We start from the raw sequence: 13,518 nt of genomic DNA, 5'->3' as shown, positions 1-13,518 counted from the left end.
TGTTCTCCAATTTTTAATTAAGCAATAGGAGCCAAAGTTTTGGCTTTAATTTTCGCAAGTAATTTACCAAGATGTGGTTCTTCAACCATATTCAGGCAGCCACTGCGATCTTTAGCTGGATATCCCCAAGTATTAATCGTCTGACAGACAAATGAACGTACTTCTGTTCCATCATCTTTCTTGATTCCAACCATACTAATTACTTCATCAACAATACCTGGAATTTCACTGGCAGTTTTAGCCCCTTCACATTGAGGCAGCCAGGTTGAACGATTGCATTCATCGAGATATTGACCTAACGTGCCAACTATGATAACGTCTTTGTCTCTGATATGTTGAAACTGATTGAGCCAAGCCATCATCTCTTGAGCAAGTGACCCATAAGCAGCTCTTTTATCTTCTTTTCCTGATCTATCAGAAAAAGCTTCAGGTTGCATCCTTGCCCATAATAGACATAAACGTGAAGCAACGGTTATACTATCCACAAAGATGCATCGGTATTTAGAAACTTCAGAAAGAAGATCTTTGTGCTTGCTACAGACATGCTCATAGTGTTTTTGACTATACGCCTGATCAGACTTTAGTGCAGGGTTTGGACCACCAATTAGGCAGGCAATATCCCGAGCTTGATTCCAAGTACGAACACTAATTGAATCTCCCTGCCAATCTTGAACAGCAAGCAGACCTGCTTCAAAGTCAAGACATAGTGTTGGTTCACTTATAGTCTTTAAGAGACTGGTTTTACCAATACCGTAAGGACCAAAAATTACTACTTTTATTCCTGTAGTTGTTTTCAATCTTTCATTATTGTTTAAAATTTTAAAAGTCATTTATTCACCTCAATGGTATATGTTATATATTCAGGAAAGGTAGAATTTATGTTCAATTTTTCTTTTTGCTCTTGTAGTAGATGGAAGAGAGTTTTATACGTATTTTTCTTACCATAGTATTTAAAGTAGTTCTTGATATGTTGTTCATCTTAGCAACTTCATATAAGTTAAAGTACTTGAGTTGTTCGCATATCTTTTGCATCTTTCTTGGTAGCGTTGAAATCATGTAATCTACATCAGTACGTTTCGCTACTTCATCTTCAAAAGCTTCTGTTTTCTCAATATTGACATAGTTATTAATATTGCGCTTCATACATAGTTGTTTCTCCAATAAGTTATTGGCACGACGTTCAGTTAATCTTGCTACAAAAGTGTTAAAGCTACCTTTACTTTCATCATATCTATCAAGATAAGTCCAAATTTCACAGAAAAGTTCTTGCTCAAGATCTTCATGAGTTTCATGAGCAAAGCATTCAAAAAGTTTTAATCTCTTAGCTTGATACCGTATATTTTGAACAACTATGGCAGTTTTTAGTTTCATAACTTTTCCCTAAAACAATTAATGCTTTAAGGATGAGAACCTATAGGTGCACTTTGTAGGACAGGAGCAAAAATAAATAATACAGATGCAATTTTTAAACTACTGATATTCAATTACTTTTCTTCAAGAATAATACACATCCAAATTTAAATAATACTGCAACAAAAAATTAGGCAAAAATTCATTTTTTTTGGACAAAAATTTTCCAAATCCTGAATATATATTATATAAGCCTTTCAAACTCATCACAGGTGTCAATTCTTACACAATCAGGAAGAGCAGCAATAGCAGCCAGCATCAAAAAGCAATCTATCCATCTTGCTTGGGGAACAGGTGATTCAAGTTGGGAAAGTAGCCACAAAGTAGAAAAAACTTTCGTTAAGGGTGAAATAAAATTTGATCATCAACCTATTAAAGATGTGAAGGTTGTTACAGGGCAAACAACTTATCAGCCAAGTATTGAATATACAGTTAATGGCAGTACTGGTGTAATAAAACGTACGGAAAATAGCTCTATTCCAGTAAGTGATAAAGTTACTGTAGAGTATAGTGAAAGCACACCACCAGAGCTGATAACTTCTGAAAAACTGCTCAATGAACTTGGCAGACGTACTGCAGACGAAGTGCTATTCTGCACAGGTGATGAAAACGGTGAACTTATAACTCCATCTGGAAGGTTTAGGCCCTCAAATGTACCAACTAATAATCTCTATCTCAAATTTACTTTCGATTTCACAAACGCAGCAAATCAAGTTATACGGGAATTAGGGGTTATGGTTGGTACTAAAGTAAAAGAAGAATTACCTATAGTACAGAGATATTTTGAACCACAAGATATAGAAGACCCAGGGATCTTATTAGTTTTAGAGCATACAGTACCGCTCATTAGGACTTCAGCAACCCGGGAAACTTTTTCGTTTGTAGTGACATTTTAGAAAAAGAGAAAAAAGATGACCTTAAATAGCTATTATAACCGCTTTAATCCTGACAAAGAATACGAAAAAAGCTTGTTTCTAGCAGGAAGAGGTCTGCAGTCTGCAGAATTAAACGAGACTCAGGAGTATGCTCTCTCTAAGCTTAAAGGCATAGGCGATGCAATATTTCGTGATGGCGATGTTATAACAGGAAGCAATTGTATTATAGATGGGGAAACTGGTAAAGTTACACTTGAGTCAGGAAAAATCTATCTTCGTGGAGCAGTTAGAAAAGTAGAAGCAAAAGAGTTTGTTATTCCACTGAGTACCACAGTGCGTATCGGTGTTTATTATCTAGAATCTACGATTACAGAACTTGAGGACGAAAATCTTCGTGATCCTGCTGTTGGTACACGTAATTATCAAGAAGTAGGAGCTGCAAGACTTAAAGTTTCCACCATTTGGGGTTATCAAGCAGAAGGTGTTTCTTCCACTTTTTCTGTAAATGGCGAATTTTATCCAATCTATAACATTGAAAATGGAGTATTGATAGAACATTCACCGCCACCACAAGCAAATATAGTAACTACTGCTCTTGCTCGTTATGACAAAGAAGCAAATGGTTCCTACGTCGTAAATGGTCTTGAAGTAATGTTCCTGCAAAAGGAAGAGGGAGAAGGAGGAAAAAAAATATTTGTGATTAATGAGGGCAAAGCTCATGTTGATGGCTATGAGATTGAGTTACCTCACAGTATTCGCATTTCTTTTGATGAAGATCCAGATATAAAATCAGTTGAATCAGAACCACATACTTTTCAGCCAAATAGCCAAAGAGTAATGGAACTGAAGGTTAATGATTTTCCAATAAGTGAAATTAAAAAAGTAGATATAACTGTTCAAAAAACCATTACCATTACTCATGGTTCATATTCAGGAGCTGTTGATCCAATACCTGACTCTGCAGTACTTGAAATTATTCAAATTAAACAAGGTAATGTTATTTATGAAAATAGTGTAGATTATAAACTAAACGCAGGAAATATTGATTGGTCATTACCCGGCAAAGAACCAGCTCCTGGAAGTAGTTATCAAATAACTTACCGCTGTCGCACTCATATAAGTCCTGAAGATATAAATGAAGAGGGATGTAAAGTAAGGGGAGCAGTTGATAATAGTCTGGTTCTAATTGATTACACCTGGAAAATGCCCCGCTTTGATTTAATTACTATCGATAGCAAAGGGGTGGTAAGGAGAATAAAAGGTATAGCTCACCCTTGGAGACCATCAATGCCTAAAGCTCCCTCTGGACAGCTTTTGCTCTGCTACATTCACCAAACATGGAAAAACGGAGAAAAAGAAGGGGTGAAAATAGTGAATAATGCTATTCATGCTGTACCGATGAATGAGCTTGAAGCAATGAAAAAAGGAATCAATGATCTTTATGCGCTGGTTGCAGAGGAACGTCTACGCAATGATGCAAATTCAAGAGAACCTACAACGAAAAAAGGAGTATTTGTTGATTCGTTTTTTGACGATGATATGCGTGATCAAGGAATTTTGCAGTCTGCAGCAATAGTAAATAGAGAGCTAGTTCTGCCAATAGATGTAGAAGTTGCAGATATTGAAAAAGGTGGAGAAAGATATCTTTTACCTTATAAACTTGAACCGGTACTGGAGCAGCTTTTACAGACTAAAGGAGAAAAGATCAATCCATATCAAGCTTTTGATCCAGTACCGGCACAAATTACTCTAAATAAAAATATAGATCACTGGACGGAGGTAAAAACAAATTGGAAAAGTCCAGTAACCAGAGTATTTAATGTTAAAGAAACGACAGAGCTGCTGTCAAGTACTTCATACGAAACTGAATTTATGAGAGAAGCAGTACAGAATTTTGAAATTGAAGGTTTTGAGCCAGATGAAAAGCTTAAGGAAATAAAATTTGATGGCATTTCTATTATACCTATGGCATAGAGGAAAAAAAAGTGGAAAAAAGAGCTAACAACCAGGGAAAATTAAAGGGAAAGGTGAAAGTACCAGCAAACATTCCAGCAGGTACTAAATTAGTACAGTTTTATGGGGATAAAGGAAGCTATGGAGAGGCAACTTATACTGGTAAAAAAACTATTACTATAGAAGAAAGAAGAAGAGTGATCGCAGCAAGAAGAGTTGATCCTTTAGCGCAAACATTTACTTTAAATGAGAGCAGACACATAGGAGGTCTAGAGTTATGGTTTATAAATAAAGGCAAAAAACGTGTTGTTGTGCAAATGAGAGAAACAGCAGTGGGAATGCCATCGCAGACTGTCATTGCTGAAAGCTATATTGAGCCAAAAGATATAAAGATAGATGGCACGGCAACACGTATTACTTGGTCGCCAGTGTTTTGCCATGCAGGAGAGGAGTATGCAATAGTGCTACTCACTGATGATCCTGGTACTGCAGTAAAGATAGCAGAACTTGGCAAATATGATGCAGTAAATAGCCGTTGGGTAACAAGCCAGCCATATCAAGTAGGAGTATTACTGTCGTCTAGCAATGCAAGTACCTGGACTCCGCATCAAAATTTAGATTTAACGTTTCGACTACTAGCTGCAAAATTTAGCGAAAATTCTCACGTTGTTGATCTGGGCAAAGTTACAGCAAACAATACTTCAGATTTAATTGTTTTGACAAACGTCGAAAAAGTAGCATTTGATACTAATGTGGAATTTATCTTAACAGACGAAGAAGGAAAAGAAAACTTTTTGTCTGATAACTTGCCGCTTGCACTGCGTGAAAGATTATCTGGAGAGCTAACGGTAAAAGCAAGCCTAAAAGGAGGGCAAGAAAAAAGTCCAGTGCTATATCCTGGGTTACAGCTAGTTCTAGGTAATCTTTTAGAGTCTGGAGATTATGTTACAAGAAGTATTACAGCAGGAGCTAACACTAAAATTACCATAACGTATGATGCGCTAATACCTGGCACTGCAGATGTAAAAGCATATGTGCAAAAAAATGTGGATTGGCAATTAGTAAATTTAACCTCGGGAAAACCTATTGGGGAAAATTTGGTAGAGAGAACTCATGTACTATCAAATTTTAATGCTAGTGAGACTAGAGTAAAATTAGTTTTGAGTGGTACGGTTGTCTATCGTCCAAAAGTCAAAAATCTACGAATCATTATCACTTAGCAGAATGTCAGATGATAAAACAAGTAGAGGATACTCTTTGCCTCATCCAGAAAACATTGCTGTGCAAGATGTTGTTCGTATCCGTACCACAATTAAGAAAATAGATGAAGATATTACCGAAAGAGAAGATGAGCATAATCAACTTAAGAGTAATTTTGAGCGGTTTAATTTTGAGACTTTTTTAAATTTTTGGAAATGAAAGAAGCAATATACCAAAGGATAAAGGATTTAGCAGCAAATAGCACACCTGATCAACTGGCATATCTTGCAAAATCGCTGGAATTGATAGCAGATAAAAAAGCTATTTCTGATATTGCGCAAATGACTAAAGTAAAAGAAATAATTGATGCACTACAAAAGAGGCTTAAGGATTTAGCAGAAAACAGTACACCAGATCAATTAGCATATCTTGCTAAAGCATTGGAATCAATAATCGACAAAAGTGCAGTTTCTGAAATTGTACAGATGACAGATGGTAAGCTAAAAGAACTTCTTGATAGTGCAAAAAAACACTTAACTGATCTGGATAATAAAAAAGCTAGTTCTTTAGCAGTGATCTCTGAATCAGAGAAGCAGTTATTAAAGAGAATTGATGAAAAAGGAACAACAAATTTATCGCTATTTGATACGAGAAAGAATGCCAATATTGCAGCAATAAATAGCATTAGTAACAGTCATAAAGATGGTCTTAAAGGTTTAGTGAATAACTTCCGTACTGTTAATGATGTGCCAAGTGGCTCATCAATTATTAGGGAAATAGAAACTCGAATTGAAAACATCCTGAATGAGGTAAAAACTCGGGATGAACAGTTAAAAGCGTCTCTTATAAATGAAATAAGAAAGCGCAACATGGCTGAACCAGGGTCATTACCTTTCTTATTTGGTGTACTTGGCAGAAAAAATAATTATTTTGGCCACGGAACTTTTACGACAGAGCTTGGAAAGTGGAGTAGTGATATAACAAAAACTGACTATATGTTACAACTACTAGCAGGTAGCCATACGTACAATACAGATTACGTTAGTTTTTATCGGCCAAGACAACTAAGTTTTATAGAGGGAAGTAAAGGAACATTTATTTACGGAGAGTTATGCACAAAAAGTTTTTCGGGTAGTTATGATGAGATATACTATTACCCGTATGCTGCACTTGGAGTAGTATTTGTAAAAAATACAACCAATGTGAACATAAATAAGACAATGGAATTTGTTGGATCATCGTATTCGAGTACGGAGTATGGGGGAGCAGGATTATTTGTGGGAACTCCTGATAACACTAATTCTAATAAATCAAGTATTTCAAAAATAGTATGGAAAAATGTTTACCAATACACGAGTTCTGATAGCAAGTTAGCCGGATCTGGTAATGTGGAGATTCCAGCAGGAAAAACAGTTGCAATATTACTTTACACATCATCTTATCTGTATTCCAGAACACAAGTTAGTCAAGGTATGCTTGCATCAAATTATGTACACAACTATGGTCAATTTATTCAGTGGGGGATTTATAACATACGTAGCAATTTTCTCACCACAGGGCTTGAGGTAGATGTGGAAAGGACGCTCAGGGGTTGGCAATGTCCAGGATTATCTAACACGTATGAGATTTGGAGGTAACAAACAATGTCTATCTACATTAGATTTGAAAATGATAAACAAGTAGAAACAACAACACTTGAAAGCAAGCCAACTGAAAATGATTGGTATGAAGCACCAGAAGATTTTGATTGGCAAAAAAGCTATTGTTTAACAGAAGGAGGAAAAATTGCTCAGCGTACTAAAGAAGATATACAAAAGGAGTTACTGGATAATGCGAAGCTTTGTGCATTTGATAGTATGCGTTTCTATTATGATAATCATACTCACCAATATGCAGGTCATTCTCACCAAAAAGCTAAATCTTATGAGATTCAAGCGGAAGCCGCAAAAAGCATTCTAGCAGCACCAGAATCTATGAATGCAAAGGATACGGCAATTATAGAGCCATTAGCAAAAGTCCGTGGTATTACAGTTATTGAAATGGCAAGAATAATTGAAGAAAAAGTAAAAAAAGCAGTAAAAGAAATAATTAAATGTGAAGATTTGGAAGACATTACCAAGAAGAAAATTGCAGAAGCCAAAAGTGAAAATGAGCTACAGACTTTGCTAGATGATTTCAGGAAAAAAATACAAAGAAATGGCTGAAGAATTTTTACATGGCGTAAATGTTATTGAGGTAAACTCAGGAGCAAAGACAGTACGTACAGCTAAATCATCAGTGATAGGTGTAATTGGTACTGCACCTGAAGCAGATGAGCAAAAATTTCCGCTAAATAAACCAGTGTTAGTTGCAGGAAGCTTAAAGGAAGCAGCAAAGCTCGGAAAGAGTGGCAGTTTACCTTCTGCAATAAATGGAATATTTTCCCAGATTGGTGCAACAGTAGTAGTTATTCGAGTTAAAGAAAGTGAAAACAGCGATCCAAAGCTCAAAGAAAGTGAAACTATTCAAAGTATAATCGGTGGAGTTGATAAAGAGACTGGAGAATATCAAGGAATAGAGGCATTCCTCAGTAGTGAAAGTATAGTTCATGTTGCTCCAAGAATATTAATTGCACCTCAGTTTACTTACCAACTACCAGAAGATGCAGTGGTTGCAGCATTAATTCCTATAGCAGAAAAGCTGAGAAGCATAATAGTAGCAGATGGACCAAATACCAATGATGAAGAAGCAATCAAGTGGAGAAAAAGTGTAGGCAGCTCAAGAGTTTACGTAGTTGATCCATGGATTAAGGTATTTATTGAAGGAAAAGAAGAAATTTTGCCAGCAAGCCCATTTGTAGCTGGTTTAATAGCAAAAGTAGATAGCGAACAAGGATTTTGGCACTCACCTTCAAATAAAGAGATAAATGGTATTGTTGGAACAAGCAGGCCTATTGATTTTACGCTCGGTAATACAAATTGTAGAGCAAACCATTTAAATGAAAATGAAGTAACAACGATAATTCATCAAAATGGCTACAGGCTTTGGGGAAATAGAACATGTTCAAATGACTCAAAATGGGCTTTTTTATCAGTGAGAAGGACTGCAGACCTTATTAATGACAGTCTACTTAGAGCTCATCTATGGGCAGTTGATCGCAATATTACCAAAACTTATATAGATGATGTGATTGAGGGGGTGAATTCTTATTTGGCCAATTTAAAAGCCCAAGGAGCGATTATCAGTGGAAAATGCTATGCAACTCCCGAACTCAATACACCGGCGAATATTGCAAGCGGAAAAGTATACTTTGACTTTGAGTTTACACCACCATATCCGGCTGAGCAAATAATATTCAGATCCCATCTTGTAAATAATAGTGTAATAAGTTAGGAGAAAGCGAAGTGTTACCCAAAATACTGAGAAATTTTAACGTATTTGTAGATGGTCGTGGTTATGCAGGAAAAATAGATGAAATAACCTTGCCAAAACTTACCATAAAAACAGATGAATATAGAGCTGGTGGTATGGATATTCCAATAAATATTGACATGGGAATGGAAAAGCTTGAAGCAGATTTCACTTTTTCTGAATACGATACAGAACTCTTTCGGCTATTTGGGTTGATAAATGGAAATTCAGTATCTTTGACGCTCAGAGGTGGAATGCAAGGGAGTGGTAGTAACGATATTGAAGCTGTAGTAATCAATCTAAGAGGCATATTCAAAGAATTTGATTTTGGTAGCTGGAAACCTGCTGAAAAAGCAACGCTGAAGTGTACTATAGCTGCTCATTACTATAAACTTACTATAGGTGGTAATGAATTAATAGAGATCGATGCTGAAAATATGATTAGAAAGATAAATGGTGTTGATCAAATGGCCTTGCTACAAACGGTTTTAGGAATATGAAAACTTATTTGAAATTTTATTTTTTTAGAGGAAAATATGAAAACAATTACACTTAGTGAATCAATAACAGTTGATAGTATCTCTGTCTCAGAGTTATCGATGCGTGAACCTAAAGTAAGAGATTTACTTGCTATAGAACGCATAGAAGGCGAAGCTTTGAAAGAGGTAGCTTTAATTGCTAATCTAGCATCTGTGCCAAAAGAAGCAGTTGAAGATTTATGTATTAAAGATTATGTAGAAATACAAAAGGTGCTAAAAGATTTTTTGTCGCCTTTAGAACAGAGGACTTAAGATTCAATATTTTAAAACTTAGTTCAATAACAGGAAGTGGAATTGAGCAGATTACTAATATGGATGTAAATGAATTTTTATCCTGGATAGAAATAAGTAAAGGAGTAGCAAAAAAATGTCAATGCTTTCAATAAAGATCGGTGCAACATTAGATGGCAGTTTTAATAGTGCAATGAAAGGTAGTGCAGCAAAGCTTTCTAAGTTGGGTGATAGTATAAAGCAGCTTGATTCGTCAATGAAATCTGTTTCCAAATTTAAGCAACTAAATCATGATGCCCTTGAAGCTATGAAGAATTGGAAGGAAGCGGAGAAGAAAGCAAAAGAATCAGCTGCAGCAATTACTAAAGAAAAAAAGGAAAAAAACGAACCAAGCAAAGCACTGAAAAATGAATTTGAAAAATTGAAAGCATCGGCATCAAAGGCAAAAGAGGCTTATATTAAAAAGAGAGATGCACTTTACACATTAAATGAAGAAATCAGGAAAAGTGGAAAGGATGTCAAATCTTTAGTGAGAGATCAAACTAAACTTGGTTCATCTATTGAAGTACTAAAAGGAAAATACAGTAAATTAGGATCTGTAATACAAAAACAGCAAAATGCTTTGGCAAAAAAAGCGCATTATAGATCACAAGTAATGGAAACTATAGGACTAGGACTTTCGCTTGCAACGCCAATTAAAGTTGCGATTGACTTTGAAAGTGCTATGGCTGACGTTAGGAAAGTAGTAGAATTTAATGGTGATAATGAAGCTAATATATTTACTCGAGAATTGAAGAAATTATCCCGTGAAATACCATTATCAGCCGCAGAGTTAGCACAAATAGCTGCAAGTGGCGGACAGCTTGGTATCAACAAAGGTAAGCTGCTTGAATTTACCACAACAGTAGCTAAAATGGCCACAGCATTTGATATGTCTGCTGAACAAGCTGGTGATTCCATAGCTAAACTCGCTAACATTTATGGAATTGCAGTAGAGAAGATGGAAGGAGTTGGTGATGTTATAAATTACCTATCAGATAATACTGCAGCTAAGGCAAACGATATGATTGAAGCACTTGCTAGAGTGGGTGGTAATGCAAAACAATTTGGTTTAGATATTAATCAGACAAGTAGTTTAGTAAATGCCTTCATTAGTTTAGGTAAACAACCTGAAAAAGCAGCAACTGCTGTCAATGCTCTGCTTTCTAAACTTCAAACTGCTGAAGGGCAAGGAAAAGAGTTCAAAGCAGCATTGGAATCGATAGGTATCACTGCAGAGGAAATGTCACAAAAGGTTGCTGAAAACGGGCAAAACGCTCTACTTCATTTTTTTGAAACTTTAGAAAAAGTAGATAGACAGGAACGTTCACAAATCCTTCTCAATCTCTTTGGTCAAGAATATCAAGATGATATTGCATTGATAGTTGGGAGTTTGGAAGAATATAAAAAAGCAATAGATTTTGTGGCTGATAAAGAAAAGTATAACAAATCTATGCAAAAGGAATTTAATAACCGTGCAAGCACTACAGCAAATAACTTGCAGCTACTTAAAAATACAATAGCAGAGCTAGGAATGAACTTAGGGTCAGTTATGCTACCTCCTTTAAATTGGATAAGTAAGATTTTGAGGTCTATATCTACAGGTATAGCTTGGTTCGCAGAGAAGTGTCCAATTTTGACTACAGGAGTTATGAGCATAATTTCAGCTCTTATTATTGGCAAGGTTGCAGTGGTAGGTTTTGGTTATGCATTTGCATTGGCTGGAGGTGGACTATTAACTTTTAATGCTATTTTGCAGGGAACACTTTTGCCAGTATTAACTTCGTTATCAGCACGAGTAATTCCAGCAGTAATCATGGGACTGAAAGCTTTAACGCTAACCAATCCTATAGGAGCTGCTATTGCTGGACTATCAGTTGGTGCAGCACTTGTAATCGCTAATTGGCAAAAGGTAAAGGACTTTTTCTCAAGTATCTGGAAATCAATTACAAAACCTATAGAAAATTGGATTGGTATAGGAAAATTGTTTAATGATAATCCAATAAAAGCATTAGAGAAAACAGTAGAAGCAAAAATAGGCAGTGCAACTAGTGAAAATAGAAATGTTTTTAGTAAAGGAAATCCTTTATTAAATAATAATGCTTTTAGTGGAATTTCGAATAGTAGAACGAATATTGAAAGTGCTAGCGTGATTACAGAAAAAGGTTCTGTAGCAGATAATTCAGAGAAAGTTTTAAAAGACTGTGAAAAGTGTGAACAAAAAATTTTCAATCAAACTTTTACATTTAATATAAGTATTAAAGCAGAACCTAACCAAGATGTACGTAGTCTTGCTGATACAGTAATAAAAAGAATAAGAGAAAAATCGCGAGATGTTTTATTTGATTCAATAGAACCTATTTACTAATGTTTTCACTTGGTCCATATAAAATTTCTCCAACAGGGTTAAGGTGCAGTAAAGAGAATCGTTGGAATACCATAGAGTGTATTCACAAAGCTCCATTGTTGCAAAATATTGGCCAGGGAGTAGAAAATATAGATTTAGAAGGAGTCATTTATCTTAATAACTCTAATGGCTTAAACCAACTAAAAAATTTAAAGGAATCAATAGAAAATCAAGTATCCTATCCTTTAGTGGATAATACGGGTAATGTTTTAGGGCAGTTTGTAATTACACGATTAGAAGAAAAGCAAACGTCGTATTTTCCATGTGGATTAGCAAAAAAGGTTGAATTTAGCTTAAGTTTAAGGCGTTATGTATGACAGTACATTATATAGCACAAGAAAATGAAATGTTGGATTATATATGCTTTAAACACTATGGACATAGCTCTGGAGCAGTAGAAATAGTATTGGAAGAAAATCCTGGACTTGCAGATTATGGAAGTTTTTTGCCTGCAGGATTAAAAATCAAGTTACCTACAATACAAGAGCAGTTGAAAAAATCGAAGTTAAAAGTGTGGGAATAAATGAAACCTGAATTTAGCATCGAAGGAATAAAAGATCATGTAATATCGGTGTATCTTACTGATGAATCTGGTACTATAGATGATATCGCAGAGGTATGTGTTGATTATGGCAATGAAAATGTAGAAGTTCCAAATGAATTGAACATAGCACTAGGTTATAAGGAAACGGGAATCTTTCCAATGGGTGTATATACAGTCAATGAAGTTACGATACAAGGCCCACCTAAGACCCTACTAATAAAAGCTCATGCAACAAATTTAAGAATATCTTTGAAGGCAAAAGTATCAAAAGAATGGCACCAAATTACCATAGAAAACTTAGTAAAAGAAATAGCTCAAAAACATGGATATGGATACAAAGTCGCTGAGGAATTTAAGGATATATTGATACCCCACATCAACCAAATAGATGAAAGTGATATCAGCTTGTTAACTAAAATAGCAATAGAAAACGAAGCAATGGCAAAATTAGCTGGTGGGTATATATTATTTATTTCAAAAAACATGGCAAAATCAGCCACAGGAAAAGCTTTAGGAACAACGAATATTAGACCTCAAGACACAATTAATTGGAAAGTGCATTTTACCGTACGTGATAAGTATAATTCAGTAGTGGCAAAGTGGCATAGCTATGAAAAGGGCGAAACTATTAAAGAAACAGTTGGTAGCGGTGAGCCAAGTTATATTATGCTGGAACTTTACTCAAATGCAGAGTCAGCACTAAGTGCAGCAAATGCCAAGTTGAAACAATTGAAGCGTAACAATGAAACTTTAGATGTAACTATGCCTGGTAATCCTCAAATTTTTGCAGAAGCTAAACTTAATCTTCTAGGTTTTAATCAAGCGTTAGATGGTGAATGGATAATTAATAGAGCGGAGCATACTTTAAATAGCTCGGGTTACCTTACTATGTTGTCAGCATCTTTGAGTAAGTAATGTTAAGAAAAAAAT

15 protein-coding genes are annotated in these 13,518 nt (G+C 35.5%); 13 read left to right on the top strand and 2 right to left on the bottom strand.

Annotation, left to right across the window (positions count from 1 at the left end; all coding sequences use genetic code 11):
* Positions 1 to 17: 17 nt before the first annotated feature.
* Positions 18 to 830, bottom strand: a complete 813-nt coding sequence (locus tag AAGD76_RS00660; protein ID WP_236515018.1) for an ATP-binding protein — start codon at positions 828 to 830, stop codon at positions 18 to 20.
* Positions 831 to 882: 52 nt separating this feature from the next.
* The gene (locus tag AAGD76_RS00655; RefSeq protein ID WP_017532023.1) at positions 883 to 1,371 is read right to left on the bottom strand and encodes a sigma-70 family RNA polymerase sigma factor; all 489 of its coding nucleotides are present in this window, start codon (positions 1,369 to 1,371) and stop codon (positions 883 to 885) included.
* Positions 1,372 to 1,622: 251 nt separating this feature from the next.
* Between AAGD76_RS00655 and AAGD76_RS00650 the strand changes: the two genes are divergently transcribed.
* The 13 genes from AAGD76_RS00650 (at position 1,623) to AAGD76_RS00590 (ending at position 13,503) form a co-directional block, all read left to right on the top strand.
* Positions 1,623 to 2,306, top strand: coding sequence for a hypothetical protein (locus AAGD76_RS00650; RefSeq protein WP_341820177.1), 684 nt, complete (start codon positions 1,623 to 1,625; stop codon positions 2,304 to 2,306).
* A gap of 15 nt (positions 2,307 to 2,321) precedes the next feature.
* Positions 2,322 to 4,259: a DUF4815 domain-containing protein gene (locus tag AAGD76_RS00645; protein WP_341820176.1), complete on the top strand. Its 1,938-nt coding sequence runs from the start codon at positions 2,322 to 2,324 to the stop codon at positions 4,257 to 4,259.
* 11 nt (positions 4,260 to 4,270) lie between these two features.
* Positions 4,271 to 5,458, top strand: coding sequence for a hypothetical protein (locus AAGD76_RS00640; RefSeq protein WP_341820175.1), 1,188 nt, complete (start codon positions 4,271 to 4,273; stop codon positions 5,456 to 5,458).
* 4 nt (positions 5,459 to 5,462) lie between these two features.
* On the top strand, positions 5,463 to 5,657 hold the full coding sequence (locus tag AAGD76_RS00635) for a hypothetical protein (RefSeq protein ID WP_015589010.1): 195 nt from the start codon (positions 5,463 to 5,465) through the stop codon (positions 5,655 to 5,657).
* The gene (locus tag AAGD76_RS00630) at positions 5,654 to 7,075 is read left to right on the top strand and encodes a hypothetical protein (RefSeq protein WP_341820174.1); all 1,422 of its coding nucleotides are present in this window, start codon (positions 5,654 to 5,656) and stop codon (positions 7,073 to 7,075) included. The genes AAGD76_RS00635 and AAGD76_RS00630 overlap by 4 nt, the downstream gene beginning before the upstream one ends.
* Positions 7,076 to 7,081: 6 nt before the next feature.
* The gene (locus AAGD76_RS00625) at positions 7,082 to 7,642 is read left to right on the top strand and encodes a DEK C-terminal domain-containing protein (protein ID WP_341820173.1); all 561 of its coding nucleotides are present in this window, start codon (positions 7,082 to 7,084) and stop codon (positions 7,640 to 7,642) included.
* Positions 7,635 to 8,810: a phage tail sheath subtilisin-like domain-containing protein gene (locus tag AAGD76_RS00620; protein WP_341820172.1), complete on the top strand. Its 1,176-nt coding sequence runs from the start codon at positions 7,635 to 7,637 to the stop codon at positions 8,808 to 8,810. Before AAGD76_RS00625 ends, AAGD76_RS00620 begins: the two co-directional genes overlap by 8 nt.
* An 11-nt stretch (positions 8,811 to 8,821) precedes the next feature.
* Positions 8,822 to 9,328 carry a phage major tail tube protein gene (locus AAGD76_RS00615; RefSeq protein WP_236514923.1) on the top strand — a complete coding sequence of 169 codons (507 nt, stop codon included), beginning with the start codon at positions 8,822 to 8,824 and terminating at the stop codon, positions 9,326 to 9,328.
* Positions 9,329 to 9,364: 36 nt separating this feature from the next.
* A complete protein-coding gene (locus AAGD76_RS00610; RefSeq protein WP_264374861.1) occupies positions 9,365 to 9,619 on the top strand; it encodes a phage tail assembly protein in 255 nt (84 codons plus the stop codon).
* A gap of 115 nt (positions 9,620 to 9,734) precedes the next feature.
* Positions 9,735 to 12,005 (top strand): phage tail tape measure protein, encoded by a 2,271-nt coding sequence (locus tag AAGD76_RS00605; RefSeq protein WP_341820171.1) that lies wholly within the window; start codon positions 9,735 to 9,737, stop codon positions 12,003 to 12,005.
* Positions 12,005 to 12,361, top strand: a complete 357-nt coding sequence (locus AAGD76_RS00600; RefSeq protein ID WP_236514916.1) for a phage tail protein — start codon at positions 12,005 to 12,007, stop codon at positions 12,359 to 12,361. The genes AAGD76_RS00605 and AAGD76_RS00600 overlap by 1 nt, the downstream gene beginning before the upstream one ends.
* Complete coding sequence (locus AAGD76_RS00595; RefSeq protein WP_264685702.1) at positions 12,358 to 12,567, top strand: tail protein X; 210 nt, start codon at positions 12,358 to 12,360, stop codon at positions 12,565 to 12,567. Before AAGD76_RS00600 ends, AAGD76_RS00595 begins: the two co-directional genes overlap by 4 nt.
* On the top strand, positions 12,568 to 13,503 hold the full coding sequence (locus tag AAGD76_RS00590) for a contractile injection system protein, VgrG/Pvc8 family (protein WP_264374858.1): 936 nt from the start codon (positions 12,568 to 12,570) through the stop codon (positions 13,501 to 13,503).
* Positions 13,504 to 13,518: the final 15 nt, after the last annotated feature.

Origin of the sequence: Wolbachia endosymbiont (group A) of Cydia strobilella, from assembly GCF_964026745.1 — a bacterium.
In the GTDB taxonomy this organism is placed as follows: Bacteria; Pseudomonadota; Alphaproteobacteria; order Rickettsiales; family Anaplasmataceae; genus Wolbachia; species Wolbachia pipientis.
Note: the sequence above shows the minus strand (reverse complement) of the source record. Positions and strands in the feature narration are given on the sequence as shown.

Bases quoted from the DNA above. Each gene is read 5' to 3' on its own strand.
- AAGD76_RS00660 (WP_236515018.1), bottom strand. From the start codon at position 830: ATGACTTTTAAAATTTTAAACAATAATGAAAGATTGAAAACAACTACA.
- AAGD76_RS00655 (WP_017532023.1), bottom strand. From the start codon at position 1,371: ATGAAACTAAAAACTGCCATAGTTGTTCAAAATATACGGTATCAAGCT.
- AAGD76_RS00645 (WP_341820176.1), top strand. From the start codon at position 2,322: ATGACCTTAAATAGCTATTATAACCGCTTTAATCCTGACAAAGAATAC.
- AAGD76_RS00635 (WP_015589010.1), top strand. From the start codon at position 5,463: ATGTCAGATGATAAAACAAGTAGAGGATACTCTTTGCCTCATCCAGAA.
- AAGD76_RS00630 (WP_341820174.1), top strand. From the start codon at position 5,654: ATGAAAGAAGCAATATACCAAAGGATAAAGGATTTAGCAGCAAATAGC.
- AAGD76_RS00625 (WP_341820173.1), top strand. From the start codon at position 7,082: ATGTCTATCTACATTAGATTTGAAAATGATAAACAAGTAGAAACAACA.
- AAGD76_RS00620 (WP_341820172.1), top strand. From the start codon at position 7,635: ATGGCTGAAGAATTTTTACATGGCGTAAATGTTATTGAGGTAAACTCA.
- AAGD76_RS00610 (WP_264374861.1), top strand. From the start codon at position 9,365: ATGAAAACAATTACACTTAGTGAATCAATAACAGTTGATAGTATCTCT.
- AAGD76_RS00605 (WP_341820171.1), top strand. From the start codon at position 9,735: ATGTCAATGCTTTCAATAAAGATCGGTGCAACATTAGATGGCAGTTTT.
- AAGD76_RS00600 (WP_236514916.1), top strand. From the start codon at position 12,005: ATGTTTTCACTTGGTCCATATAAAATTTCTCCAACAGGGTTAAGGTGC.
- AAGD76_RS00595 (WP_264685702.1), top strand. From the start codon at position 12,358: ATGACAGTACATTATATAGCACAAGAAAATGAAATGTTGGATTATATA.
- AAGD76_RS00590 (WP_264374858.1), top strand. From the start codon at position 12,568: ATGAAACCTGAATTTAGCATCGAAGGAATAAAAGATCATGTAATATCG.